The organism is Pseudomonas sp. VEM90 (assembly GCF_054611535.1).
Window position 1 is genome coordinate 67,889 of record NZ_JBTRAR010000026.1, and the last position, 23,693, is coordinate 91,581.

The 23,693-nt window shown below is 63.1% G+C and carries 24 protein-coding genes; 13 read left to right on the plus strand and 11 right to left on the minus strand.

What is annotated here, in order from left to right; genetic code table 11:
• Window position 1: 1 nt before the first annotated feature.
• Genes ACYCCG_RS21940 through cpaB form a run of 5 tightly spaced genes read right to left on the minus strand, consistent with a single transcriptional unit; the run spans window position 2 to window position 5,530 of the window.
• Window positions 2-883: a type II secretion system F family protein gene (locus ACYCCG_RS21940; RefSeq protein ID WP_459671755.1), complete on the minus strand. Its 882-nt coding sequence runs from the start codon at window positions 881-883 to the stop codon at window positions 2-4.
• Complete coding sequence (locus ACYCCG_RS21945) at window positions 880-2,136, minus strand: CpaF family protein (protein WP_176682555.1); 1,257 nt, start codon at window positions 2,134-2,136, stop codon at window positions 880-882. The genes ACYCCG_RS21940 and ACYCCG_RS21945 overlap by 4 nt, the downstream gene beginning before the upstream one ends.
• On the minus strand, window positions 2,133-3,323 hold the full coding sequence (locus tag ACYCCG_RS21950; protein WP_209963551.1) for a pilus assembly protein: 1,191 nt from the start codon (window positions 3,321-3,323) through the stop codon (window positions 2,133-2,135). The genes ACYCCG_RS21945 and ACYCCG_RS21950 overlap by 4 nt, the downstream gene beginning before the upstream one ends.
• Window positions 3,320-4,558: a type II and III secretion system protein family protein gene (locus tag ACYCCG_RS21955; RefSeq protein WP_209963553.1), complete on the minus strand. Its 1,239-nt coding sequence runs from the start codon at window positions 4,556-4,558 to the stop codon at window positions 3,320-3,322. The genes ACYCCG_RS21950 and ACYCCG_RS21955 overlap by 4 nt, the downstream gene beginning before the upstream one ends.
• Window positions 4,559-4,576: 18 nt before the next feature.
• A complete protein-coding gene (cpaB, locus tag ACYCCG_RS21960; protein ID WP_176682558.1) occupies window positions 4,577-5,530 on the minus strand; it encodes a Flp pilus assembly protein CpaB in 954 nt (317 codons plus the stop codon).
• A gap of 293 nt (window positions 5,531-5,823) precedes the next feature.
• On the opposite strand from cpaB, the gene ACYCCG_RS21965 reads away from it, so the two are divergent.
• Together ACYCCG_RS21965 and ACYCCG_RS21970 are read left to right on the plus strand one after the other, a co-directional pair.
• Complete coding sequence (locus ACYCCG_RS21965) at window positions 5,824-5,994, plus strand: Flp family type IVb pilin (protein WP_176682559.1); 171 nt, start codon at window positions 5,824-5,826, stop codon at window positions 5,992-5,994.
• A gap of 22 nt (window positions 5,995-6,016) precedes the next feature.
• Window positions 6,017-6,430, plus strand: coding sequence for a response regulator (locus ACYCCG_RS21970; protein WP_176682560.1), 414 nt, complete (start codon window positions 6,017-6,019; stop codon window positions 6,428-6,430).
• Between the two features lie 55 nt (window positions 6,431-6,485).
• Here the strand turns inward: ACYCCG_RS21970 and ACYCCG_RS21975 are convergent, their stop codons facing one another.
• Window positions 6,486-6,833: an HPF/RaiA family ribosome-associated protein gene (locus ACYCCG_RS21975; RefSeq protein WP_176682561.1), complete on the minus strand. Its 348-nt coding sequence runs from the start codon at window positions 6,831-6,833 to the stop codon at window positions 6,486-6,488.
• Between the two features lie 256 nt (window positions 6,834-7,089).
• Here ACYCCG_RS21975 and ACYCCG_RS21980 point away from each other — a divergent pair, with 256 nt between their 5' ends.
• The 6 genes from ACYCCG_RS21980 to ACYCCG_RS22005 all read left to right on the plus strand — a co-directional run bounded on the left by ACYCCG_RS21980 (window position 7,090) and on the right by ACYCCG_RS22005 (window position 13,437).
• The gene (locus ACYCCG_RS21980) at window positions 7,090-7,395 is read left to right on the plus strand and encodes a DUF3649 domain-containing protein (protein WP_459671759.1); all 306 of its coding nucleotides are present in this window, start codon (window positions 7,090-7,092) and stop codon (window positions 7,393-7,395) included.
• The gene (locus tag ACYCCG_RS21985; RefSeq protein ID WP_459671761.1) at window positions 7,392-8,969 is read left to right on the plus strand and encodes a PepSY-associated TM helix domain-containing protein; all 1,578 of its coding nucleotides are present in this window, start codon (window positions 7,392-7,394) and stop codon (window positions 8,967-8,969) included. The genes ACYCCG_RS21980 and ACYCCG_RS21985 overlap by 4 nt, the downstream gene beginning before the upstream one ends.
• Complete coding sequence (locus ACYCCG_RS21990) at window positions 8,969-9,295, plus strand: DUF3325 domain-containing protein (RefSeq protein ID WP_176682564.1); 327 nt, start codon at window positions 8,969-8,971, stop codon at window positions 9,293-9,295. Before ACYCCG_RS21985 ends, ACYCCG_RS21990 begins: the two co-directional genes overlap by 1 nt.
• A 5-nt stretch (window positions 9,296-9,300) precedes the next feature.
• A complete protein-coding gene (locus ACYCCG_RS21995; protein WP_108191314.1) occupies window positions 9,301-9,876 on the plus strand; it encodes an RNA polymerase sigma factor in 576 nt (191 codons plus the stop codon).
• Window positions 9,873-10,853 carry a FecR family protein gene (locus ACYCCG_RS22000; RefSeq protein WP_176682566.1) on the plus strand — a complete coding sequence of 327 codons (981 nt, stop codon included), beginning with the start codon at window positions 9,873-9,875 and terminating at the stop codon, window positions 10,851-10,853. The genes ACYCCG_RS21995 and ACYCCG_RS22000 overlap by 4 nt, the downstream gene beginning before the upstream one ends.
• A gap of 193 nt (window positions 10,854-11,046) precedes the next feature.
• Entirely contained in the window at window positions 11,047-13,437 is a 2,391-nt protein-coding gene (locus ACYCCG_RS22005) for a TonB-dependent siderophore receptor (protein WP_459671764.1), read from the plus strand.
• A gap of 30 nt (window positions 13,438-13,467) precedes the next feature.
• Here the strand turns inward: ACYCCG_RS22005 and ACYCCG_RS22010 are convergent, their stop codons facing one another.
• Entirely contained in the window at window positions 13,468-14,343 is an 876-nt protein-coding gene (locus ACYCCG_RS22010) for an AraC family transcriptional regulator (RefSeq protein ID WP_339444076.1), read from the minus strand.
• Between the two features lie 185 nt (window positions 14,344-14,528).
• On the opposite strand from ACYCCG_RS22010, the gene ACYCCG_RS22015 reads away from it, so the two are divergent.
• Window positions 14,529-15,431, plus strand: a complete 903-nt coding sequence (locus ACYCCG_RS22015; protein WP_459671765.1) for a DMT family transporter — start codon at window positions 14,529-14,531, stop codon at window positions 15,429-15,431.
• Between the two features lie 260 nt (window positions 15,432-15,691).
• On the opposite strand, the gene ACYCCG_RS22020 is transcribed toward ACYCCG_RS22015, so the two are convergent.
• Both ACYCCG_RS22020 and ACYCCG_RS22025 read right to left on the minus strand, forming a co-directional pair.
• Window positions 15,692-16,666 carry a 2-hydroxyacid dehydrogenase gene (locus tag ACYCCG_RS22020; RefSeq protein WP_209963568.1) on the minus strand — a complete coding sequence of 325 codons (975 nt, stop codon included), beginning with the start codon at window positions 16,664-16,666 and terminating at the stop codon, window positions 15,692-15,694.
• A gap of 172 nt (window positions 16,667-16,838) precedes the next feature.
• Window positions 16,839-17,786, minus strand: coding sequence for a LysR family transcriptional regulator (locus ACYCCG_RS22025; RefSeq protein WP_392513827.1), 948 nt, complete (start codon window positions 17,784-17,786; stop codon window positions 16,839-16,841).
• 191 nt (window positions 17,787-17,977) lie between these two features.
• Between ACYCCG_RS22025 and ACYCCG_RS22030 the strand changes: the two genes are divergently transcribed.
• From ACYCCG_RS22030 to ACYCCG_RS22045, 4 genes are read left to right on the plus strand one after another with little or no spacing between them, the layout of a single operon-like run.
• Entirely contained in the window at window positions 17,978-19,507 is a 1,530-nt protein-coding gene (locus ACYCCG_RS22030) for an efflux transporter outer membrane subunit (RefSeq protein WP_339444077.1), read from the plus strand.
• Window positions 19,504-21,681, plus strand: a complete 2,178-nt coding sequence (locus ACYCCG_RS22035) for an FUSC family protein (protein WP_459671768.1) — start codon at window positions 19,504-19,506, stop codon at window positions 21,679-21,681. The genes ACYCCG_RS22030 and ACYCCG_RS22035 overlap by 4 nt, the downstream gene beginning before the upstream one ends.
• Complete coding sequence (locus ACYCCG_RS22040; protein ID WP_009685040.1) at window positions 21,671-21,871, plus strand: DUF1656 domain-containing protein; 201 nt, start codon at window positions 21,671-21,673, stop codon at window positions 21,869-21,871. The genes ACYCCG_RS22035 and ACYCCG_RS22040 overlap by 11 nt, the downstream gene beginning before the upstream one ends.
• Window positions 21,872-21,881: 10 nt before the next feature.
• Window positions 21,882-22,742, plus strand: a complete 861-nt coding sequence (locus ACYCCG_RS22045; protein ID WP_209963581.1) for an efflux RND transporter periplasmic adaptor subunit — start codon at window positions 21,882-21,884, stop codon at window positions 22,740-22,742.
• Window positions 22,743-22,814: 72 nt separating this feature from the next.
• On the opposite strand, the gene ACYCCG_RS22050 is transcribed toward ACYCCG_RS22045, so the two are convergent.
• On the minus strand, window positions 22,815-23,282 hold the full coding sequence (locus ACYCCG_RS22050; protein WP_459671770.1) for a type II toxin-antitoxin system YhaV family toxin: 468 nt from the start codon (window positions 23,280-23,282) through the stop codon (window positions 22,815-22,817).
• On the minus strand, window positions 23,279-23,605 hold the full coding sequence (locus ACYCCG_RS22055) for a type II toxin-antitoxin system PrlF family antitoxin (protein ID WP_014859917.1): 327 nt from the start codon (window positions 23,603-23,605) through the stop codon (window positions 23,279-23,281). The genes ACYCCG_RS22050 and ACYCCG_RS22055 overlap by 4 nt, the downstream gene beginning before the upstream one ends.
• Window positions 23,606-23,693: the final 88 nt, after the last annotated feature.

Here is a 23,693-nt window from a genome sequence, read left to right on the forward strand (position 1 = left end):
GTCACAGGCTCCTCATCATTCGCCACAGCACCAGGCAGCCGAGCACCTGCAGGGCAAAGGCCAGCAACAGCATCATCTGGCCGCTGCTGTCCTGCCACATGGTCAGCAGGTAATGCGGGTTGGCCATCAGGAAGTAACCGACCATCGCCAGCGGCAACGAGCCGAGAATGATTGCGGTGATGCGGGTTTCGCCGGTCATCGCCTTGAGCTGACGCGCCCCTTGTTCCCGCTCGCGGATCAGTTTGATCAGGTTTTCCATCAGCTCGCTGGCATTGCCGCCGTAGCGCTGGTTGATGCGCAAGCCGAGGGCGAACAGCCGCAGTTCGTCCTGTTTGTGCAGTTCGGCCAGCTCGCTCACAGCATCCTCCAGCGTCACGCCCAACTGTACGTTGCGACGCACACGCGCCATGGCTGAGCGCAGGGGATCGCGGCTACTGTCGATACCGCCCAGCACTGCATCATTGAGCGTGCGGCCGGCCTTGAGGCTGCGCACGCTGTAGTCCAGCAGGCTAGGCAACTGGTCGACGATTTGCCGCATCTGCCGGCGGCTTTGCCAGCTCAGGATCAGGTACGCAAGGGTTGGCAGGCCGACCAGCAGCATCAAGGCGGCCACCCAGCCGGCGGTGATCAGCGCCAGCACCACCACGCCCAGCCACGCCAGCAACCAGCGCTGTGGCTCGATGTCGCCAGCCCCCAAGCCAGCGCGCTGCAGCAGCGCGTCGAGCCATTCGCGCCGTGCGGTGCCATTGCGCACGATGCTGAACGCCCGCCCCAGGCGTTGCAGGATGCGCTCTTCTTGCCGCTTGTACAGGCCGCGGCGCAACAGCAGCAGGGCGACGCCCATCAACAGCGGGGACAGCGCCAGCAGCAGGGGGCCGGTCACAGCACGCCCTCTGCGCGCAGCTTGCTGCCCGCCGGGTTAGGTGCTTCGCGCAGAAAGGTATCGCCGCCGCGCCGATCGAGGCGGAACAGGGTGTTGGTCACGTACACCTCATCGCGCACGCCGATCACTTCCAGCACCTCGCTGACGCAACGTCGACCATCGGGCAGGCGGGTCAGCTGGATCACCACATCCAGCGCCGCGCAGACCATTTGCCGCAAGGTCTTTTCGGCAATCTGCCGACCGCTCAGGCCGACCAGGGTTTCCAGGCGCAGCAGCGCATCCTGCGCGGAGTTGGCGTGCACCGTGCTCATCGAACCATCGTGGCCGGTGTTCATCGCCGTGAGCACGTCGAGCACTTCGCTGCCGCGGATCTCGCCCAGAATGATGCGGTCGGGGCGCATGCGCAGGGCGTTGCGGATCAGTTCGCTGGCCTTGATTTCGCCATGCCCTTCGGCATTCGGCGGGCGAGTTTCCAGGCGCACCACATGGGGGTGGTGCAGTTGCAGTTCGGCGACGTCTTCGATGGTCACCAGGCGTTCGCGGGGCGCGATCATCTGGCTGAGGATGTTCAGCAGGGTGGTCTTGCCGGTGCCGGTACCGCCACTGACCAGGATGTTGCAACGTTTGCCCACGGCGCGCTCGAAGAAGTCGAAGATGGCCTGGTCGATGGCGCGGGTGGCCAGCAGGTCGGCACTCTTGAGCATGTCCTGGCGGAACTTGCGGATCGACAGGCACGGGCCGTCCAATGCCACAGGTGGGATGATCGCATTCACCCGGCTGCCGTCGGGCATGCGCGCGTCGACCATTGGCGAGGATTCGTCCAGGCGTCGGCCGAGCGGTGCGAGGATGCGCTGCATCACCCGTTCCACATGGTGAGCGTCGATAAAGCGCAGGTCGGTCTGTTGCAGCAGGCCCGCCCGCTCCACGAACACCCGGTGGGGGCCGTTGACCAGGATTTCCGTGACGGTGGGGTCACGCAGCAACACTTCCAGCGGGCCGAAACCGGTCAGCTCATCCACCAGCTCCTCGGCCAGGCGCTCCATTTCGTAGCGCGACATGGCCAGGTGCAGGCGCGCGACGTAATCGCCCACCTGCTCCAGCACGAACTGGGTCAGCGCTGGCCGCGCGCCTTCCAGCAGGTTGCGGCCGCTGTCCTCGATGGCGTCGATGGCAAAGCGGTGCAGGGCACGCTTTAGCGCGTAGGGGTCGCCCGAGGCGTGTTGCTGGCCACCAAAGGGTTGGTCATTGCTCATTTGTTGCCCCAAAGCCGACGCAGCCAGGTGAAGCCTGGTGGTGCGAGGTTTTCCGAGCGCCGTGCCAGGCGCTCACCCAGGCTGCGCAGGGCTTGAGTGAGGCTTTCACGCGGGGCCAGTTCGAACAGGCTCAGGCCCTGGTTTTTCACGTTCAGGCGTACTTCGGGGCTACAAGGGATGGCCTTGAGCAAGGGCAGCCCGTAACGTTTGGCCAGGGTGTCGGCGTCGGGGGCAACGTTGCCCAGGTAGCGGTCGACCAGCAAGCTGGCGTGTTCCAGCTTCATGCCGTTGTCACGCCACAGGTCGAGCACTTCAAGGTTGCGCCGGCAGTCGAGGATATTCTGGTCGGTGTAGACAATCAGTTTGTCGCAATGGCTCACCAACGTGCGCAGGGCTTCGCTGTCGGCATGCCCGGTCAGGTTCACGACAATGTGCTGGAAGTGCTGGCGCAAAGCGCTCAGCAGCATGTACAGCTCGGCGGCGCTGGTTTGTTGCAGCGGTTCATCGGCCTCGGCGTAGGTCAGCAGGCGCAAGCCCTTCTTGTCACGCGTGAATGCGCTGTCGATCAGTGTGGTGTCGAGGCGGCGCAAGTGGCGCAGGGCGTCGCCGAAGAAGAACGAAGCCTCCAGGCCGAGTAGCGCCAGGCTGTCGCCACGCGGCAGGCCCAGGTCCAGCAGCAGGGTTTGCTGGCCGCTTTCCTGCACCACGCGGGCCAGGTGGGTGGTGAGCAATGCCCCGTCCGCATTGGCTTGTATGCCGAACAGCACCGTAAGCCCGCCAAGGCTGGGGTTGCTGGCCACCGTCGGCATGCGCTTGCCCAGGCGCCGCACCAGCCCGGCCACCTCGCTGGCGCGTGAGCCATAGGCGACGAAGTCGCGGGCGCCTGCGCGCATGGCATGCAGCACCAGTTGGTTGTCCATGCCATCGCCGAGGGCGACGATTGCCAACATCGGCCTGGCCTCCAGCACCCCCTCGATCAAGGCGCACTGGCTGACCAGCTGTTCGCGGTCCAGGCCGATGAACATCAGGTTGCTGTAGGTGGCATTGACCAGTGCCAGCAACTCGTCGAGGCTGCCGGCACTGGTCCCGATTACCTGGCCTTGCGGCGCCAGTGCGCCCTGTAGCCAGTGGAGGTCCTCTTCGTTGCGGGTGATGGCGAGGAAGGTGGGGTTCAGGCTCTCGTTCATTGGGATAATCCGCCCTTGCCATCGAAGTTGCCGTTTTCGAGGAAAAACAGGCGCCCCCAGCTGGGGTCGTAGTTGCGCAGGTTCTCGCCCGGCAGTTCTGGCAGCCGTGCGTTGGCCGCCAGGGGCTGGACCAGGTGTGGAGTGACGATCATCAGCAGTTCGGTTTCTTCGCGGCGCATGGCCGAGTTGCGGAAGAACGCACCCAGTATCGGCAGGCTGCCCAGGCCGGGTAGCCGGTCTACTGCGGAACGCGTGTTGTTGCTGACCAGGCCGCTGATGATGAAACTTTCGCCATCGGCCAGGGCAATGCTGGTGTCGGTGCGCCTTACCGTCAAACCCGGCACCTGTGTGCCGGCGATGGTTACCACGTTGTTGTAGTCCAGTTCGCTGACCTCTGGCGCCACCTTGAGTGTGATCCTGCCTGGGCTAATGATGGTTGGTGTCAGCGCCAGACGTACGCCGAACTCTTTGTATTCGATCGATACGTTGTCGCTGCCTGCGCTGGGCACCGGGATCGGAATTTCACCGCCTGCCAGGAAGCTTGCTGTCTGGCCGCTGAGCACGGTCAGGCTCGGGCGCGCCAGGGTATAAGCGAAGCCGCTGTTTTCCAGAGCGTTGATCATGGCCAGGAAGCGGCTGCTGCCGCCGCCCCAGACGATGTTGAAGACGGTGTCGTCGAGGGGGATAGATGGGGTTGCGATCGGGACCGAACCGGGGGTGACGGAAGTGCCGGGTACGGTACCCGGCGAGCCGATCAGGCTGTTGTTCGACCCCTTGAAGAACAGCCGTGCACCGGCCTCCTTGTATTTGGTGCGGCGTACTTCCACGAAACGGATGTCGGCCTGCACCTGGCTGATCAGTTGCGCATCCTGCGACGGCAAAAAGCTGTCTTGCGCCATGTCGGCACTGGCCCGGCCTTTGACGAACACCATGGCCCGGTGCGGTGACGGGGCGCATGCTGTCCACAGCATCAGGGTGGTATTGCCCTGGCCCACCGCGGTAATCACCACGCCGCGCTCTCCGCTGGCCTGCACATCAGCCACCTTGGGTTCGCCTACGGCAACCCGGCTGATCGCCAGTGGCAGGCGCAGTTCCTGCTGCAGGCCCTGGTCTATCTCGATGACCGAGGGCAGTTGATTGAACGCCTCGCAGCCTTTGCCGGATGCCTGGGCCTGGGGCAACAGCACGGCCAGCAGCCCGGTACAACATGCTTGTCTCAAAAAGGAACTACGCATCGCTGCATCCTTGCCAGGTCAGGGGTTTTTATTCGTATCGTCAGCCTGTGCGCCACGGATGATGTGCATGGCGGGTTTGGGTTTACTGGTCGCCAGGCTGGCAGCGTTGGCCACCGGCGACTGGGATAGCTGGCTGAAACGGTAGAGTTCGCGGTTGGCGGCGTCGACCTGCGGTTTGGCATCGGGTTCGTTCCAGTACCGCGCCAGGCGTTGTTCATCGGCACTGCGCACGGCCAGGCGCAACGTACCGGCCTGGGCAGCCAGCATCAAACGGCTGACCAAGGCCTCGGGCACTGCCAGCGCCACGGTGCGCGTCCCCATGCCATGGCTCAGGCTGGCTTGTTCGCGCCGGGCCTTTTGCTCTTCGGCGGTCTGCGCCGGGCGGCCGTCGTTGGCCAGGCCCGTCTGCTCGCCAACACTGAGTACGCGCAAGGCCGGCAGCACCACCTGGGCGGAGGATTGCGGGTTGTTCGGCTCTTCACGCAGGAACAGCAATACGTCTACGTAGTCGCCCGGGCGCAGTTGGCCGGCGGCGCCGACCACTTCGTCCACTCCGACTGCCACGGCCCGCTCGCTGGTGCGGATCATCCGCGCCAGCGGCCCGCCGGGTTGGAAGCTGAACTCATCCAGCCAGGTGCCTGCTGCAAGCGGCCTGGCGCTGGTGCGCCCGATTACCTGCGCGGTTTGCTGGTAGGCCCCTGCGGGGGCAACCTGCAGGCGTTCGATCAGCACATCGTCTTGAGTGACCGGCGTATTGGCTGGCAAAGCCTTGCGCAGTACGACAACGGCAGTACGCGGTGGCTCCGGTGGGGTGGTGGGCGGTGGGGCGATGGCTGCAATCGGTTGTTGGGCCGTAGGGGTAGCCGGTGCGGGCGCAGTCGCAGGGCGGCTCAGCACCACACCCCAGTAGCCTGCCAACAGTGCTGCCAGCAGGAAGAACGCAGCCAGGCATAGGGTCAAGCGACTGCTCATCTCGGCCTCCCTGCACGCATCGACTGATGTCAAAAAGTCATCATTTCGCTATAGAACGGTAGCGCAGTCATCGCCATTTGCCATGCGTGAGAGGTTTTTTTTGGGGGGCGTGTGATTAAGTCGAGGCAATACAGACAGTTAGCAATTTTGCGGGTGTTAATCCTCTTGAGATAATACTTTGTAATTAATCCTTTAATACATTTGCAGTCCGCCTCAGCTTGGCAATTCTTTGATGGCAAATGGGTGTCACTTTGATATCGCAATCGCCGGCATGTGCCGCAAGGAGCTGAGACATGAAACTGTTCATTCTGCACTGCATGAACTTCCTGCATCGCAAGGACGGTGCGTCCGGTATCGAATATGCGGTCATCGCGACGATGGTCGCAGTGGTGCTTGCCGCCTTCGTCGGGGACATCTCCACGGCCGTCAACACCACCTTCACCACGATCAAAGATGCCCTTTGACCGGTGAGCAGGAGCCAACGCCATGTCGAACTCGAACGCTTTCCCGCGCCAGCAGATCCTCTTGGTGGATGACGAGCAGGACGCTTTGCTGGAGCTGACCGAACTTCTCGAGAACGAAGGCTTCGCTTGCTTGACCGCGACATCGGCAAAAGCTGCCTTGCAACAACTTACCCGTCATCCGGACGTTGCTCTGGTCATCACCGACCTGCGTATGCCGGAGGAAAGTGGTATCGGTTTGATCAGGCGCATGCGCGACCATACGGCCCGCCAGCACCTGCCAGTGATTGTCGTGTCCGGGCAGGCTGAGCTGGATGACGTCAGCGAATTACTGCACTTGCAGGTGGTGGATTTTTTCCGCAAGCCGCTTTATCACGCGCGCTTGCTGAATACACTGGAGAACCTGTTCCCCGTACCAAAGCTGAGGATAGTGAATTGAGGGAGGCCTTGAATGAAAACGCCCGGCACTTGGCCGGGCGTTTTCATTGGTGCGATCAGGCGTCCGGGTCACTCAGTTCCAAGACGCCGCGCTTGCTGCGCAGCTTGCCGTAGAAGTGTTCCAGCGCGTGATTGAGCTTGGTGGCGGCACCGTCGACTGCCTGGTCCAGCGAAGTGGCGGTGTGGGTCACGGAAATCGGTTGGTGGCCTTTCGGGCGAGCCTCCATCTGGCAGCGTTTGTCATGCGGTCCGGGCTTGACGCCGTTCTCGTCGCGCAGGTGAACCTCAATGCGGGTGAGGTCTTCTTCGTAACGTTCCAGCGAGTTCTGCAGTGTGCTGCGGACCCACTGGTCGAGCCGGGCGTTACCGTCGAAATCGTTGCTGCTGTTGACCTGGATTTGCATGATTCAATCCTTATTCAGCTTGCTCGCATGGAGACGCGCTCAGGTCCTTGAGACCCTTGGAATTTCTGCGCCTCTTGACTCTAAGGTCAGGCAAGCGCGAGACGAATTCAAGCCCTTTTGGAAAATAAATTTCTTGTTGCAGATTGGCGGGCTGCGACGTGCCGTTATCGTGGCCAAACGGGGAGAGGATTCTGGGCTTTGCTTATGAGAATTGAAATCATTATTATTGCAGCCTTTAAAACGCCCGGACCCCGCCATGACGCGCAAAACCGCCGGCCTTCCCCTCAGCTATCGCCTGGCCGTGACCTCCCGTAGCCTTGCCGCGTTGCTGGGTGGCTACCTGCTGGCGTCCCTCGCGAGCGTCTGTATTGCCTTGCTGGCCCCACTGCCAAAGGTCGATGCCACGCTCATCGGCCTGCTGCTGTCGTTCGTCTTCTACCTGCTGGCGTTCATCTGGTGTTTTGCCTGCCGCAGCGCCTTTCGCGCCTGGTTGGGCGTATTGGCGCCAAGCCTGCTGCTGAGCGTGATCAGCGGCGTTGCCTACTGGATGAAAAACGCATGAAAGAAGGCTTCCGCCCGGCCATGGCCTGGCTGCACACCTGGACTGGCCTGATCTTCGGCTGGCTGTTGTTCGCCATCTTCCTGACCGGCACGCTGTCGTACTTCAAGGAAGAAATCACTCATTGGTCACAGCCTGAAGTACGCAGCCATGCTTTGGACCCGATCAATAGCCTGGCTGTCGCTCAACGTTACCTGCAGGACAATGCAGGGCATTCGCGTACCTGGTTCATTCGCCTGCCGAACGAACGGGAGGCCGCCTTGAGTGTGGGCTACCGCGACCCCAGCGGCGGCCCACGTGGCTTTGTCAGAAAAACCCTCGATACCCAGACCGGCCAGCCGGTGGCAGCACGTGACAGCCGCGGTGGTGAGTTCTTCTACCGCTTTCACTTCCAGCTTCAGATGCCTTACCCGGTTGGCCGTTGGCTCTCGACGTTCTGCGCTTTCATCATGCTGCTGGGGTTGGTCACCGGCATCATTACCCACAAGAAGATCTTCAAGGAGTTTTTCACCTTCCGCCCTGGCAAGGGGCAGCGTTCCTGGCTGGACGGGCACAACGCCATCGGCGTGCTGGTGCTGCCGTTCCACCTGATGATCAGCTACAGCAGCCTGGTGCTGTTCATGTACATGGTGATGCCGGCGGGCATCATGGCCAGCTACGGCAATGACACCGACAAGTACTTCAACGACCTGTTTGGCCGCAACGATGCGCCCAAGGCGGCCCAGGTGGCCACGCCGCTGGTAGCGCTGCCGAGCCTGTACGCCAAGGTGCAGGAGCTGCAGCCGGGGGCGCGTGTCGGCAACATCCAGGTGCAGAACCCGGGCGACAGCAATGCCCGCGTCACCTTCACCCAATCGGCAGCCGACCACGTGGCCTATCGGCGTAGTGCCAACTGGACATTCGATGGGGCCAGTGGTGCGCTGTTGAGCCAGGGCAAGCCAGAGAGCGGAGTAATGATGACCGCCTTCAGTTTCGCCGGGCTGCACATGGGTAACTTCGCCGGGCCTTGGCTGCGCTGGCTGTATTTCTTCTTTGGCGTGGCCGGTACTGCAGTGATTGGTACCGGGTTGGTGATGTGGCTGGGCAAGCGCCAGCTCAAGCACGCCAGGAACGGGCATATGCCAGGTGAGCTGCGTTTGGTCGAGGTGCTCAATATTGCCAGCATGAGTGGCTTGTTGCTGGCGGTGGCGGGCTTCTTCTGGGCCAACCGCCTGGTGCCCTTGGCTGTCGAAGGCCGGGCTGACTGGGAAGTGAATGCTTTCTTCATCGTCTGGGGCTTGTCGCTGGTGCACGCCGTGCTGCGTAGCGGGCGCAAGGCCTGGGGCGAGCAACTGGCGCTGGGTGCGCTGGCCTTCGCCCTGCTGCCGTTGCTCAATGGCCTGACGACTGACCGGGGCTTGAACCATTCGGTACTGGAGGGCGACTGGGCCATGGCCGGCTTCGATCTGACAGCCCTGGGGACCGGCCTGTTTCTGGCCTGGCTGGCCCGCAAGATGCTGGCCAGCCCCACGCCCGTAGCCAAGCGCGCCGCGCGTGCGACAAAAAAGCCGAGCATTGAAACGGTGGGGGCGAGCTGATGCTGGGTAACGCACTGATCGCCTTTGCAGGCTTCGTTGCCCTGTGCCTGGCGATGGAAAAGCACTTCAGCGACTTGCTCGGGCGCAAGCCGCGCCCGCGCCACTTGCACCTGTTGCGTGTCGCAGGTTGGCTGCTGCTGATACTGTCGCTGGTGCTCAGCGTGCACCAGCGTGGCTGGGCCCTCGGCCTGGTGGAGTGGACCGCGGTGATGATGGCCGGGGTAACACTGTGGGTGTTCGGCCTGCCGTACCAGCCTCGTCTGCTGCTGGGCCTGGCTGCCGTCAGCGTGGTGCTGGGCCCGATGCTCGCCGTGTTTGCCGTGTGACCCCCGTGAGCGAGCCAGGGGATATCATCGAGCCTCACGCTGACAGCGCAGGCGCACGTGCACGTTTCGTTCAGGTGTTCCAGGCCCAGCGTGCGCGTATGGAGGCGCTGGTAAGCCGTCGGGTCGGCTGCCGCGCCACCGCTTCGGACCTGGTCCAGGAGTTGTTCCTGCGTTTCTGGCGTCGCCCCGAGGTCAAGGTCGAGGCGCTGGACACTTACCTGTTGCGTTGTGCGGGCAACCTGGCCATAGACCACCTGCGCAGCGAAAGTAGCCGCGAACGCGTGGCCGAAGCCGCTGTGCCGGTGAACGAGGCGAGCCTGGCCCAGGCCCCTGAGCAGGCCGTGGAGGTCGACCATGACTTGCAGCGTATCGAGGCCACCTTGCGTGCCTTGCCCGAGCGCACCCGGCAGATCTTCCTGCTCAACCGCATTCACGGCTGCAAGTACAGCGAGATCGCCAAAGCCATGCAGCTGTCACAGAGCGCCGTGGAAAAGCATATGATGCGCGCCCTTGAAGCGTGCAAGGCGAGTGTTGCCGAGCCCGCGTCCACCCCACGCCGGCCAGGGAGCGCCCGTCGATGAGCCGTTTACCGCCGATCACCGAGGCGCAGTTTCAGGCTGCCCTGCAATGGTTCAACCGGATCAACGGGCAACCCGGGCAAGCCGAAGGGGCGGCATTCAAGCGCTGGTTGCTGGCCGACCCCGCGCACCGCGCAGCCTACGAACAGGCCCAGGTGCTGTGGCAGAAAAGCGCCGCCCCGGCGGCGCGGCTGGCGGACGAAGAGCAGGACGCCCTGCAGCGCTACCTCGATGCCATGGCCAGACCACCGGCGCGTGGCGGCTGGCGGCGGGTGGCAGGGTTGGCGTTGGCAGCCTGCCTGGTGCTGGCCGTGGGCGTCGCTGGTGGTTGGCACCCGGGGTACTGGTTGCAGGACCTGCAGGCGGACTACAGCAGTGCCGGGCAGATTCGCCAGGTGACCTTGGCCGACCAGTCGCAGGTGACGCTTGATGCCGGTAGCGCCATTGCGGTCGATTTCGCCCAGGGTGAGCGCCGTGTGCGGTTGCTGCATGGCGCGGCGTTCTTCGAGGTTACCCATACCGGTGAGCCGTTCCTGGTGGAAGCTGCCGGCGGCGAAGTGCGGGTGCTCGGCACCCAGTTCGAGGTGCGTGAGCAAGGCGAGGGTGCCCAGGTGACGGTACGCAGCGGGCGTGTGGGCGTCAGCCCCGCGCAGGGCACTTTGGCGCGAGAACTGACTGCCAACCAGCAGGCTACCTACAGCGCGGGCAGGGTAAGCGACACCCTGGCGGTGGACAGTGACAACCGCCTGGCCTGGCGCCAAGGTTGGCTGAACTATTATCAGGTTCCGTTGGCGCAGGTGATCGAAGACCTTGGGCGTTATTACCCAGGGCGCATCCTGTTGCTCGATGGTGACCTGGGGCAGCGCAAGGTCAGCGGCAGCTTCCCGGTGGCCGAGCCGCTGCTGGCGCTGGATTCGCTGGGCAAGGTGATGGGTTTTTCACGGCAGACCGTGTTGGGGCGTTTGACCCTGATTCGGTAGTTGCCTGTGCCGGCCTCTTCGCGGGTGAACCCGCTCCTACAGCGTCCCCCCCTGTAGGAGCGGGTTCACCCGCGAAGAGGCCGGCACAGCAAAAATATTTCCAGGCACAGGTGAGGTAACAGCACGTGGCATCCGTGTAATGAGTGAAAGTGCGATTGATTCGCAGTAATCACCCTTCCACAGGTCAGCGTCCATGAAGTTCTCCCCGCGTTGCGTCCCTCTCTGGTTCGGCCTTGTTGCGCTCCCGGCCTTCGCTGTCGCCCCCCTGGTGAGCGCGGCCGAGCAACTGCAGGCCTATACCTTCGCCCAGCCGGCCCAACCCTTGGCCCAGGCCCTGAATGCCTTCAGCCGCACCACCGGCCAGAGCGTGGTCTACACCCTCGAACTGCCGGGCGTGCAAGCGCCAGCGCTGAATGGTCGGTTCAGCGCCGAGCAGGCGCTGCAACAACTGCTGGGCAACGTTGGGCTGGCCTGGCGCCGCGTCGACGCACGTACCCTGACCCTCGAACCTGTAGACACTTCCGCCGCCCTCAACCTACAGGCCACCACCGTGACCTCGCAGCTGGACGACTACAGTTACCAGCCCCCGGCCAGCGCTTCGATCATGCGCGGGCAGGGGCCGAACCAGGACATCCCCCAGGCAATCAACGTGGTACCGGCACAGGTCATCCGCGACCAGGCCCCGCGCAACCTCGATGACGCCCTGACCAACGTCAGCGGCATTACCCAGGGCAACAACTTCGGCGGCACGTCCGATACGGTGATGAAGCGTGGCTTCGGCGACAACCGCGACGGCTCGATCATGCGCGATGGCATGCCCGTGGTGCAGGGTCGCAACCTCAACGCCAGCACCGAACGGGTCGAAGTGCTCAAGGGGCCTGCCTCGTTGCTGTACGGTATCCAGGACCCGGGTGGGGTCATCAACGTGGTCAGCAAGCGTCCGCAGTTGCAGCAGTACAACGCCCTGACTGTGCGCGGCTCGACCTATGGCAGCGGCAAGAACGGCAGCGGTGGCGGGCTCGACAGCACGGGCGCACTGGGTGACAGCAACTTCGCCTACCGCCTGATCGTCGACCACGAAGACGAGGACTACTGGCGCAATTATGGCGTGCACCGCGAATCGCTGGTGGCGCCGTCGCTGGCCTGGCTGGGCGAAGACACCCAGGTGGTGCTGGCCTACGAGCACCGTGAGTTTCTCTACCCCTTCGACCGTGGCACCGCGTTCGGCAACAACGGCCACCCGCTGAACATCCCCGCCACGCGCCGCCTGGATGAGCCGTTCAACGACATGGAAGGGCGTTCCGACCTGTATCGCCTGGAAGTCGATCATCAGCTGGCTGATGACTGGAAGCTGCACGTTGGCTACAGCTTCAATCGTGAGACCTACGATGCCAGCCAGGTTCGCGTGACCGGCGTCAATGAAACCCAAGGCACGCTGACACGCAGCATCGACGGCACTCACAATGCCATGAGTCGTGACCAGTTCGTGACCCTGAGCCTCAATGGCAATGTCGAGCTGGCGGGGATGCAGCATGACCTGCTGTTTGGCATCGACCATGAAGACCGCAAGATCTTTCGCGGTGACCTGATCCGCCAGACACCGCAGTCCACGTTCAGTTATCTGGACCCGGTCTACGGACAGGAAGTGGAGGGCACCAACGTACGCGCCAGCGACAGCGACCAGACCGACAAGCTGCGCACCGATGCGCTGTTCGTGCAGGATGCGCTGCACCTCGATGAGCACTGGATCCTTGTAGCTGGTGCGCGTTTTCAGCAGTACGACCAGTACGCTGGCCGCGGTCGCCCGTTCAAGGCCAATACCGACATCAGTGGCCAGGCCTGGGTCCCCCACGCCGGTATCGTCTACAAAGTGGACGACCAGCTCTCGTTCTATGGCAGCTACAGCGAGTCGTTCAAGCCCAACTCGACCATCGCGCCGCTGACCGGCAATGTTGTGCTCGACGCCTCGGTGGCACCTGAGGAGGGCAAGTCGTGGGAGCTGGGCGCCAAGCTCGACATGCCGGGCCGCATCACGGGCACCCTGGCGTTGTTCGATATCACCAAACGCAATGTACTGGTCTCGAACATTGACGCCATCACACGCGAGACGGTCTACAGCAATGCGGGTGAGGTCAGTTCACGCGGTGTGGAGCTCGATGTGACCGGCCAGCTCAGCGAGCGCTGGAGCCTGATCGGCAGTTATGCACTGACCGATGCCAAGGTAACCAAGGACCCTGATCTTCAGGGCAACCGCCTGCAGAACGTGGCCCGGCACAGCGGCTCGCTGTCGGCGGTGTATGACTTTGGCAGCCTGTTCGGGGGGGACCGGCTGCGCTTCGGTGCCGGCGCCCGTTATGTAGGCGAACGTTCTGGTAACTCGACCAACACCTTCGACCTGCCGAGCTATACCGTTGCCGATGCGTTTGCCACTTATGAAACCAAACTCGACGAACACAACGTGCGCCTGCAGCTGAACGTGAAGAACCTGTTCGACAAGGTTTATTACAGCTCGGCGGTGAACCAGTACTTTGTGGCGGTAGGCGATGCGCGGCAGGTAAGTTTGTCGAGCACCTTCGAGTTCTAGGTCATCGGGGGCTGCAGAGCGGCCCCGGTTTCAGATGACAAAGGCGCTGCGGTATTCGCCAGGTGTGGCACCCAGGGCCTGTCGAAATCGGTTGCTGAAATGGCTGGCACTGGCAAACCCGCACAACAAGGCAATCTCCCCCAGCGGTAACACGCCCAGGCGCAACAGCTGGCACGCCCGGTGCAGCCGCCGGGCCAGCAGATACTGGTGCGGCGGGAGCCCGAAACTGGCGCGGAACATGCGCGCAAAGTGGTATTCGGACAGGTTGCAGCGCAGCGCCAGCTCGCCCAGGGTGATGGGCTGGTCCAGGTGTGCCTCGATGTAGTCTGCCAGTTGTCGGCGCAGGTTTGGCGCCAGCCCGCCTTTCAGGCGCAGGCCTTGGCGCAACCCGACCTGGCTGAGCAGCGCATGGTCAACGATCTCGTGCGCGAGGCTGCTGGCCAGCAGGCGCTCACTAGGCTCGTCCCAGTCCAACTGGATCAATTGACGAAAGCGTGCAGCCTGCTGCGGGTCGTCCAGAAAGGTTGCTTCCTGCAGTTGCAGCTCGCGCGGTTCCCGGTCGAGCAGACGCACACAGCCCAAGGCGAACTGCGCCTCGCTGACATACAGGTGCGCCAGGCGGATCGCGCCATTGACGACCCAGTTCGATTCCTGCCCGGCCGGCATCACGCACAGCTTGTCGGGTGCACCTTTGTCGGCCGGGCGCTGGCGGCGGAAAGTGCCGGTGCCGTCGGCGATGTAGCACGACAGGGTGTGATGGCTGGGTGCCTGGTAGTCGCGGGCATCGTCACGGTTGCTCCACAACGCCGCCGCCAGGCCGTCGCCCAGGTGCGCGCTCAGCTCCAGCCTTGCGTGGGGCGAGGCATGCATGGCGTTGAACACTTGCAACTGGTTGAGTGGCGTCATTGGCGGGTCCTCTTGCCAGCCATCCTACTGTGCACTGGATCGAGTGACATCTACCGGCGCAAGAAAAGCGCAAGTTTATGCAAGCTGACAGAGGCCGATCGAAAGAACACTGGTCATCCCTGTGGGGGCGGGTTTACCCGCCAAGCGCCGGGCACCGATTTCCAAAGGCCCAAGGAACTGCCGCCATGAACCTGTCACTCTATCTGCTCACCGTCCTGATCTGGGGCACCACCTGGATCGCCCTGAAACTCCAGCTAGGCGTGGTCGCGATCCCGGTGTCGATCGTCTACCGCTTCGCCCTGGCCGGCCTGATCCTGTTTGCTTTCCTGTTGATTACCCGCCAGTTGCAACCCATGAACCGCCGTGGCCACCAGATCTGCCTGGCCCAGGGCCTGTGCCTGTTCTGCGTCAACTTCATCTGCTTCCTCTGCGCCAGCCAGTGGATCGCCAGCGGCCTGATCGCGGTGGTGTTCTCAACTGCCACACTGTGGAACGCGCTTAACGCCCGAATTTTCTTCGGCCAGAAGATCGCCACCAATGTGCTTGGCGGTGGTGCCTTGGGCCTGCTTGGCCTGGGCCTGCTGTTCTGGCCGGAGCTGTCGCATCACGCAGCCAGCCGCGAAACCCTGTACGGCCTTGGCTTGGCCCTGTTGGGCACGCTGTGCTTCTCGGCCGGCAACATGCTGTCGAGCATGCAGCAGAAGGCCGGCCTCAAGCCGATGACGACCAATGCCTGGGGCATGGTCTATGGGGCGGTGATGCTGGCGGTGTTCTGTGTGGTCAGCGGCGTACCGTTCAGCATGGAGTGGAATGCGCGCTACATCGGTTCGCTGCTGTACCTGGTGGTGCCGGGGTCGGTGATTGCCTTCACTGCCTACCTGACCTTGGTCGGGCGCATGGGGCCGGAGCGGGCAGCTTACTGCACGGTGCTGTTCCCGTTGGTGGCGTTGAATGTGTCGGCGGTGGCCGAGGGTTATCAGTGGACGGCGCCGGCCTTGCTCGGTTTGGTGGCAGTGATGGCGGGGAATGTGCTGGTGTTTCGCAAGCCCCGGGCCAGGGGGGCTGAGGGTGTTGTGGTCGCCAAATAGATGATGGTTGCCTGGGCCGGCCCTTTCGCGGGTAAACCCGCTCCTACAGGGCAGTGCACACCCGTTGTAGGAGGGGGTTTACCCGCGAAGAGTCCAGCACAGGCACTCCAAATTGTAGGAGCGGGTTTACCCGCGAAGGGGCCAGCACAGGCACTCCAAATTGTAGGAGCGGGTTTACCCGCGAAGGGGCCAGCACAGGCACTCCAAATTGTAGGAGCGGGTTTACCCGCGAAGAGGCCAGCACAGGCACTCCAAAACGGTCAGCCCTTCCACACCTGCGGGTTCACCAGGTCCCGCGGCCGCTCGCCCAGCAGCGCCGCACGCAGGTTGTCGATCGCCCGGTTGGCCATGGCCTCGCGGGTTTCGGCTGTGGCCGAGCCAATGTGCGGCAAGGTCAGCGCATTGGGCAGCTTGAACAGCGGCGAATCGCTCAGCGGTTCTTTCTCGTACACGTCCAGGCCTGCGCCGCGGATGGTGCCGTTCTGCAGCGCCTCGATCAACGCCGCTTCATCCACCACCGGCCCACGGGCAATGTTGATCAGGAACGCACTCGGCTTCATCAGCTTCAGCTCGCGGCTGCTGATCAGCTTGCGGGTGGCATCGGACAATGGCACCACGATCACCACGAAGTCGGCCTCGGCCAGCAACTGGTCCAGGCTGCGGAACTGCGCGCCCAGTTCCTGCTCCAGCGCGGTCTTGCGGCTGTTGCCGCTGTACAGGATCGGCATGTTGAAGCCGAAGCGGCCACGGCGCGCCACTGCTGCACCAATGTTGCCCATGCCGACGATACCCAGGGTCTTGCCATGCACATCGCTGCCGAAGTGGGCCGGGCCCACGGTGGCCTGCCAGTTGCCGGCTTTGGTCCAGGCATCCAGTTCGGCAGTGCGGCGGGCGCAGCCCATGATCAGTGAGAAGCCCAGGTCGGCGGTGCTTTCGGTCAGCACGTCAGGGGTGTTGGTCAGTGCGATGCCGCGCTCGTTGAAGTAGTCGAGGTCGTAGTTGTCATAGCCGACCGACACGCTGGACACCACCTCCAGCCTGGCCGCACCCTCAAGCTGGACGCGGCCGAGCTTGCGGCCAACGCCGATCAGGCCATGGGCTTCTGGCAGGGCTTCGTTGAACTGGGCGCTGATGTCGCCGAGCTTGGGGTTGGGCAGGATCACGTTGAAGTCTTGCTGCAGGCGTTCGGCCATGGCCGGGGTGATTCGGCTGAAGGCCAGGACGGTCTTTTTCATCGGGCAACTTCTCTGCAAGGCGGGGTGGGGCTGTGCTGGCCTTTTCGCGGGCAAGCCCGCTCCTACAGAGGCGCGGTGCCTTGTAGGAACGGGCTTGCCCGCGAAGGGCCGGAACAGGCGAAATCAATGGTTAGCAACCTACCATTGTCCGCCCCCGCAATGCAGCAGCTTTTTAGTTGGCGATCAGCACCTGATGGGTTTTCAGGTCTGCCTCATGTGCGGCAAGAATCTCTGGCAGCGAGTTGCGCAGGTACTCGACCCAGGTCTTGATCTTGGCATCCAGATACTGCCGCGATGGATAGATGGCATACAGGTTCAGCTCCTGCAGGCGATACTCGGGCAGCACCCGTACCAGGCTACCGTCCCGCAGGCCCTCGATAGCCGAATAGATCGGCAACACGCCGACGCCCATGCCGCTGCGGATCGCAGTCTTCATGGCATCGGCGGTATTCACCATGAACGGCGAACTGGTGATGTTGACCATCTCTTGGCCTTCCGGGCCATCGAACAGCCATTTCTCCAGCGGTATGACCGGGCTGACCATGCGCAGGCAGGCGTGCCTGAGCAGGTCGGCAGGCTTGTGCGCTACACCATGCTTGGCGATGTAGGCGGGCGAGGCACAGACGATGCTGTAGGTGATGCCCAGGCGCTGTGAAACGAACCCCGAGTCGGGCAGTTCGGTGGCCAGCACGATGGAGACGTCATAACCCTCGTCGAGCAGGTCAGGCACGCGGTTGGCCATGGTCAAATCGAAGGTCACGTCCGGGTGCGTTTCGCGGTAGCGGGCGATGGCATCGACCACGAAGTGCTGGCCGACCCCGGTCATCGAATGCACCTTCAACTGCCCGGCCGGGCGCGCATGGGCGTCGCTGGCTTCGGCCTCGGCTTCTTCGACGTAGGTAAGAATCTGTTCGCAACGCATCAGGTAGCGCTTGCCGGCTTCGGTCAGCGCAATGCGGCGGGTGGTTCGGTTGAGCAGCCTTGTTTGCAGATGGGCTTCCAGGTTGGAGACCGCCCGCGACACGTTCGCGGTGGTCGTATCCAGTTGCGCCGCCGCGGCAGTAAAGCTGCCTAATTGGGCTACGCAACTGAAAGCACGCATGTTTTGCAGGGTGTCCATGGGTCACTCTCGAGGTAGAGGACAAAATTGTGTCACGAAGTAACCTAGAAAAGAGAAAAAGTTGCCTTCGACCAAAGGCGGATTATCGCTGTTTTGGTAACAAAGATTCGCAGGAATCTGCGCTTATCGCCAGTGCTGCCGCCCCCTAGAATTGCTCGGCCTCTTCACTTCTTCCTCGGGAAATCGCAGCTGTGCCGCGTCGCATCATCAGAACGCTCAAGGCGTTCAGTGCCTGTGCCCTTGCCCTCGCCTTGAGTGGTTGTATCGGAACCTGGGGCATCGCCCCGCAAAGCAAGACGCTGCAAGCCAATACCTTGACCACCGACGCGGCCATTCGCGAAGCCGCGACCGACGCTCACTGGCCCAACCAGCAGTGGTGGCGCGCCTATGGCGACCCGCAGCTGGACCGCTGGGTTGCCCTGGCCGTGGCCGGTAGCCCGAGCCTGGCCATGGCCGCAGCGCGAGTGCGCGAAGCCAAGGCCATGGCCGGTGTGGTCGAGTCGGCGGAAAAGCTCCAGGCCAACGGCCAGGCTACGCTCAAGCGCCACAACTGGCCGGAAGACCAGTTCTATGGCCCTGGCGCGCTGTCCGGTGCCAACACCTGGGACAACAACGCTGCCATCGGCTTTAGCTACGCCCTCGACTTGTGGGGCCGTGAACGCAATGCCAGCGAGCAGGCCGTGGACCAGGCGCACATGAGCGTGGCCGAAGCCCGCCAGGCGCAGCTGGAGTTGCAGAACAATGTGGTGCGTGCCTACATCCAGCTGAGCCTGCATTTTGCCCAGCGCGATATCGTCAAGGCCGAACTGGAACAGCAGGAGCAGATCCTGGCCCTGGCCAAGCGTCGCCTGGATGCTGGTATCGGCACCCATTTCGAAGTCAGCCAGGCCGAAGCGCCGCTGCCGGAAACCCACCGCCAGCTCGACAGCCTCGACGAAGAAATTGCCCTGACCCGCAACCAACTGGCGGCGCTGGCCGGCAAGGGCCCGGGGGACGGCGCGCAGTTGCAGCGCCCGGCCCTGGTCTTGGCCGCGCCATTGAAACTGCCCTCGAACCTGCCCGCCGAACTGGTCGGCCAGCGCCCTGACGTGGTCGCCAGCCGCTGGCAAGTGGCCGCGCAGGCGCGCGGCATCGACGTTGCCCACGCCGGCTTCTTCCCCAATGTCGACCTGGTCGGCAGCCTGGGCTTCATGGCGACCGGTGGTGGCCCGCTGGAGTTTCTCACCGGGCGCAAGTTCAACTACAACGTCGGCCCGGCCATCAGCCTGCCGATCTTCGATGGTGGCCGCCTGCGCTCGCAGTTGGGGGTGGCCTCTGCCGGCTACGACGTAGCCGTGGCGCGCTACAACCAGACGGTGGTCGGTGCACTGAAGAACATCTCCGACCAGTTGATCCGCCGCGAGTCGATGAAAGAGCAGTCGCACTTCGCGGCAGAGTCGGTCGCCGCTGCGCAGAAAACCTACGACATCGCCATGGTCGCGTTCCAGCGCGGCCTCACCGACTACCTGAACGTGCTCAACGCGCAGACCTTGCTGTTCCGCCAGCAGCAGGTGCAGCAGCAGGTACAAGCCGCCCGCCTGATTGCCCATGCCGAGCTGGTCACCGCCCTGGGTGGTGGCCTGCAGGCCGGTCAGGATGCGCCGAAAGAGGAACGCCAGGCTGCACCGAAAACCCCGGCCACCTTGGCCATTTTCGACAAGAAGCCGGATAACGCCGAATGAGCACTTCCAGTTTGCCCGTGCGCTGGCTGCAAAGCCTGGAATGGCATCGGGGCTTCTTTGCCTGGGCGCGCACCGACGGCGTGACCTGGGTGTACATCTTCAAGGTGCTGGCCGCTGCGTTCATCACCTTGTGGCTGGCCATGCGCCTGGAGCTGCCGCAACCGCGTACAGCGATGATCACTGTTTTCATCGTCATGCAGCCGCAAAGCGGGCATGTGTTCGCGAAAAGCTTCTACCGGGTGCTCGGTACTTTGGCGGGTTCGGCGATGATGGTGGCGCTGATCGCCATCTTTCCGCAGAACACCGAGCTGTTTCTGCCCAGCCTGGCCCTGTGGGTGGGCCTGTGCTCGGCCGGTGCCATGCGCTACCGCACCTTCCGCGCCTATGGTTTCGTGCTGGCCGGCTACACCGCAGCGATGATCGGCCTGCCGGTGCTGCAACACCCCGACCAGGCGTTCATGGCAGCGGTATGGCGGGCGCTGGAAATTGCCCTGGGTATTCTGGTGTCGACCTTCGTCAGTGCCGCGATCCTGCCGCAGTCGGCCAGTGCCGCGATGCGCAACGCCCTGTACCAGCGCTTTGGCGTGTTTGCCGGGGTGGTGGTCGAGGCCCTGCATGGCGATAGCCAAAAGGACCGCTTCGAGAGCAGCAACGTGCGCTTCGTGGCAGAGGCAGTGGGCCTTGAGAGCCTGCGCAACGTCACCGCTTTCGAAGACCCGCACATGCGCCGTCGCAGTGGTCGGCTGGTGCGCATGAACAGCGAGTTCATGGCCGTCACCACGCGTTTCAATGCCTTGCACCGCTTGCTGGAGCGCCTGCGCGCCCGTGGCCCGCTGCAGATCGTCAGTGCCATCGAACCTGGCCTGAACACCCTGATGGAGTTGCTGCAGCCCTATGTGGGCCGGGCGTTGACTGACGCCGATGCGCTGCGCCTGACCCTGGAGCTGGCCGCCTACAAGGAAGGCCTGCAGGCCCAGGTGCGAGGGCTGCGGGCTGAGTACCTGGCAACGGACCCCAGCGAGTCCGACCTGCTCGATTTTCATACCGCGTTCGAGCTGCTGTACCGCTTCGTCGACGAAATGTTGAGCTACGCCGAAACCCATGCCTCACTGGCCGCGCACAAGCACGAGCGCGAGCAGTGGGACGAGCCCTACGTGGCGCAGACCAGCTGGCTGGTATCGCTGGCGGCGGGTGTGCGGGCCTCGGCAGTGCTGTTGCTGCTGGGCAGTTACTGGCTGCTCAGCGATTGGCCCAGCGGCGCCATGATGACCCTGATCGCCACGGTCACCGTATGCCTTTCGGCGGCGTCACCCAACCCCAAGCGCATGTCGTTCCAGATGGCGTGCGGCACGGCCATCGGCGCTTTTGTCGGCTTCTTCGAAACCTTCTTCGTGTTCCCCTGGATCGACGGTTTTCCGCTGCTGTGCATGGTGCTGGCGCCTGTGTTCATGCTGGGCGCGTTTCTTTCGTCGCGCCCTGCCTACGCCGGTTATGGCATCGGCCTGCTGGTGTTCTTCGCGATTGGCTCGGTGCCGAACAACCTCACCGTTTATGACCCGTACACCTTCATCAACGACTACATCGGTATGGTGATCGGCATGTTCGTCTGTGCCGCCGCCGGGGCGATCATCCTGCCGCCCAACAGCCGCTGGCTGTGGAGCCGCCTGGAGCAGGCGTTGCGCGAGCAGGTGCTGTTCGCCATCAGCGGCCGCCTGCGCGGCCTGGGCTCGGCCTTCGAAAGCCGCACCCGCGACCTGCTGCACCAGGCCTATGGCCTGGCGGCCGGCAAGCCGCAGGTGCAGAGCCAACTGATGGGCTGGATGTTCACCGTGCTGGAGATCGGCCACGCCGTCATTGAGCTGCGTAAGGAGCAAGCCCGCGCGCCGGTGCACCCGGCCTATGCCGAGTCGCAGCCGTGGCGCCAGGCAATCCGTGTCATGGGCCGCGCTCTGGCCCGGCTGTTCCTGCAGCCTAGCGCCAGCAACCATGAACGCGCACTGGTGGCAGTGGACCACGCCATCGCCCGCGTGCAGGCCACCGACGAGCCGTTCGCCCGGCACTTCGATACCTCTGTGCTGCGCCGCGTGCAAAGCTACCTGCACTTCATCCGTTCTTCCCTGCTGGACCCACAGTCGCCACTGGCACCGGCGAAAGGACTGCACCATGCCTCGTGAAATCGCCTTCCATGGTGTGTACATGCCCACCATGACCTTGATGTTCCTGTTTGCCCTGGGCCTGGCCTGGGGCCTGGACCGGTTCATTGCCAGCCATGATGGCTACCGCTTCTTCTGGCACCCGGCGCTGCTGCGCCTGAGCCTGTTCGTCTGCTTGTTCGGCGCCATGGCGCTGACTGTCTACTGGTGAGAATCCTTCGATGAAAAAGTTCTTCAGCCTGATCGCCACCCTGCTGGTGCTGGTCGCTGCCGTGGCCATCGGTCGCCAGTTGTGGCTGCACTACATGACCACGCCCTGGACCCGTGATGGCCGTGTGCGGGCCGACATCATCAACGTCGCTGCCGACGTGCCCGGCTACGTGGTGGCTGTACCGGTCAAGGACAACCAGCGGGTGAAGAAGGGCGACCTGCTGATCCAGATCGACCCCGAGCACTACCAACTGGCGGTCGACCAGGCAAAGGCGCTGGTCGCTTCGCGCAAGGCCACCTGGGAAATGCGCAAGGTCAATGCCAAGCGCCGTGCCGACATGGACAACCTGGTGATCTCCAAGGAGAACCGTGAAGACGCCAGCAACATCGCCAACTCCGCCCAGGCTGACTACCAGCAGGCCCTGGCCGAACTGGCTGCGGCTGAGCTGAACCTAAAGCGCACCCACATCGTGGCCACGGTGGACGGCTACGTGACCAACCTGAATATCCACAAGGGCGACTATGCGCGCACGGGTGAGGCGGTGATGGCGGTGGTCGACGAAAATTCGTTCTGGGTCTACGGGTTCTTCGAGGAAACCAAGCTGCCCCACGTGAAGGTGGGTGACCAGGCCGAGTTGCAGATGATGAGCGGCGAGCGCATCAAAGGGCATGTGGAGAGCATCGCCCGCGGTATCTACGACCGCGACAACCCGCAAAGCCGCGAGCTGATCGCCGACGTGAACCCCACCTTCAACTGGGTGCGCCTGGCGCAGCGGGTGCCGGTACGTATTCACATCGATGAAGTGCCGGAAGGGTTTTTGCTGGCGGCGGGGACGACGTGTACGGTGGTAGTCAAGCCTGGCGAAGGTTGACCTTCGCGACCATCCCGGCCTCCCGCATCATCTGTGGGAGCCCTGCTGATGCATGCGTATTAGCCAGTCGGCTCAATCTGCGGCAGCCTCTTGCAGCAACTGGTCCCAATCGTCCGGTGGGTGGCCGCTATGCAACATCTTTTGAAAGACCTTGTAAGAATCGTCGCTACTTTCATAGGCCCGCTTGCTCGACTCGTCATTGACCCAGGCCAGTACGATGATCCTGCTGGGGGTGTGGTAGCGGAAGAACAACCGGTACTGCTGGAAGAACTTTGCTCTGAACCAGTGCTTGTGGTCACCGCCAAGTGTTGCCCCTTGCCGGTATTCGGGTTTGGTCGGGTCTTGAGGGATTACATCGAACGCCAACCGCCGGATGGCGGCCAGCCTTTTAAAGGTATTTCTTTTCGTATAACCCGTTGGGTCTTTGTCCCGTTGAGCCTCGACTTGAGCGCTTAGCGCGTCCAGTTTGGCCAGGAACAGCGGGTGGGCAATTACAGTCCATCCATGAATAACCAGAGGCTTCCTGCTCGCATCACTCATTCATCGTCCGCCGACAGAGGTTGATCCAGGTCGACCTCCGCGTCGCCGACAAGCTTGTCGAGGCGCGCGATGAGGCCAGCATCGACAACCTGCAGCCGTTGAGGGTTGGTAGCGATATCGTGTGCCAGGAAATCCAGAAATTTGCCCAGTACCGGATCGTCCTCGGTTGCCTCTGCGCGGGTGAGTATCACCCCACCGTCGGGGCGAATCGAGTAATGGATCTTGTCACGTTTTTTCAAGCCCAAGGCGCGCCGCACCGTTTCGGGAACAGTGGTTTGATAGCGATCGGTCAGCGTGGACTCGACGTCGAAGGTGGCAGCCATGAGTAATGTCCTGTGGGTGACAGCGATACGGCCCAAGGTAATGCGATTGCATTGCCTCGTCAATGCAGGTGCATTACCACGGTGATGA

Coding starts and splice junctions, on each gene's coding strand:
- ACYCCG_RS22015 (WP_459671765.1), top strand. CDS start 14,529: ATGAACCTGTCACTCTATCTGCTCACCGTCCTGATCTGGGGCACCACC.
- ACYCCG_RS21970 (WP_176682560.1), top strand. CDS start 6,017: ATGTCGAACTCGAACGCTTTCCCGCGCCAGCAGATCCTCTTGGTGGAT.
- ACYCCG_RS22040 (WP_009685040.1), top strand. CDS start 21,671: ATGCCTCGTGAAATCGCCTTCCATGGTGTGTACATGCCCACCATGACC.
- ACYCCG_RS21950 (WP_209963551.1), bottom strand. CDS start 3,323: ATGAACGAGAGCCTGAACCCCACCTTCCTCGCCATCACCCGCAACGAA.
- ACYCCG_RS22000 (WP_176682566.1), top strand. CDS start 9,873: ATGAGCCGTTTACCGCCGATCACCGAGGCGCAGTTTCAGGCTGCCCTG.
- ACYCCG_RS21985 (WP_459671761.1), top strand. CDS start 7,392: ATGAAAGAAGGCTTCCGCCCGGCCATGGCCTGGCTGCACACCTGGACT.
- ACYCCG_RS22025 (WP_392513827.1), bottom strand. CDS start 17,786: ATGGACACCCTGCAAAACATGCGTGCTTTCAGTTGCGTAGCCCAATTA.
- ACYCCG_RS21980 (WP_459671759.1), top strand. CDS start 7,090: ATGACGCGCAAAACCGCCGGCCTTCCCCTCAGCTATCGCCTGGCCGTG.
- ACYCCG_RS22050 (WP_459671770.1), bottom strand. CDS start 23,282: ATGAGTGATGCGAGCAGGAAGCCTCTGGTTATTCATGGATGGACTGTA.
- ACYCCG_RS21990 (WP_176682564.1), top strand. CDS start 8,969: ATGCTGGGTAACGCACTGATCGCCTTTGCAGGCTTCGTTGCCCTGTGC.
- ACYCCG_RS22010 (WP_339444076.1), bottom strand. CDS start 14,343: ATGACGCCACTCAACCAGTTGCAAGTGTTCAACGCCATGCATGCCTCG.
- ACYCCG_RS21975 (WP_176682561.1), bottom strand. CDS start 6,833: ATGCAAATCCAGGTCAACAGCAGCAACGATTTCGACGGTAACGCCCGG.
- ACYCCG_RS22055 (WP_014859917.1), bottom strand. CDS start 23,605: ATGGCTGCCACCTTCGACGTCGAGTCCACGCTGACCGATCGCTATCAA.
- ACYCCG_RS22005 (WP_459671764.1), top strand. CDS start 11,047: ATGAAGTTCTCCCCGCGTTGCGTCCCTCTCTGGTTCGGCCTTGTTGCG.
- ACYCCG_RS21965 (WP_176682559.1), top strand. CDS start 5,824: ATGAAACTGTTCATTCTGCACTGCATGAACTTCCTGCATCGCAAGGAC.
- ACYCCG_RS22020 (WP_209963568.1), bottom strand. CDS start 16,666: ATGAAAAAGACCGTCCTGGCCTTCAGCCGAATCACCCCGGCCATGGCC.
- ACYCCG_RS21945 (WP_176682555.1), bottom strand. CDS start 2,136: ATGAGCAATGACCAACCCTTTGGTGGCCAGCAACACGCCTCGGGCGAC.
- ACYCCG_RS22035 (WP_459671768.1), top strand. CDS start 19,504: ATGAGCACTTCCAGTTTGCCCGTGCGCTGGCTGCAAAGCCTGGAATGG.
- ACYCCG_RS21955 (WP_209963553.1), bottom strand. CDS start 4,558: ATGCGTAGTTCCTTTTTGAGACAAGCATGTTGTACCGGGCTGCTGGCC.
- cpaB (WP_176682558.1), bottom strand. CDS start 5,530: ATGAGCAGTCGCTTGACCCTATGCCTGGCTGCGTTCTTCCTGCTGGCA.
- ACYCCG_RS22045 (WP_209963581.1), top strand. CDS start 21,882: ATGAAAAAGTTCTTCAGCCTGATCGCCACCCTGCTGGTGCTGGTCGCT.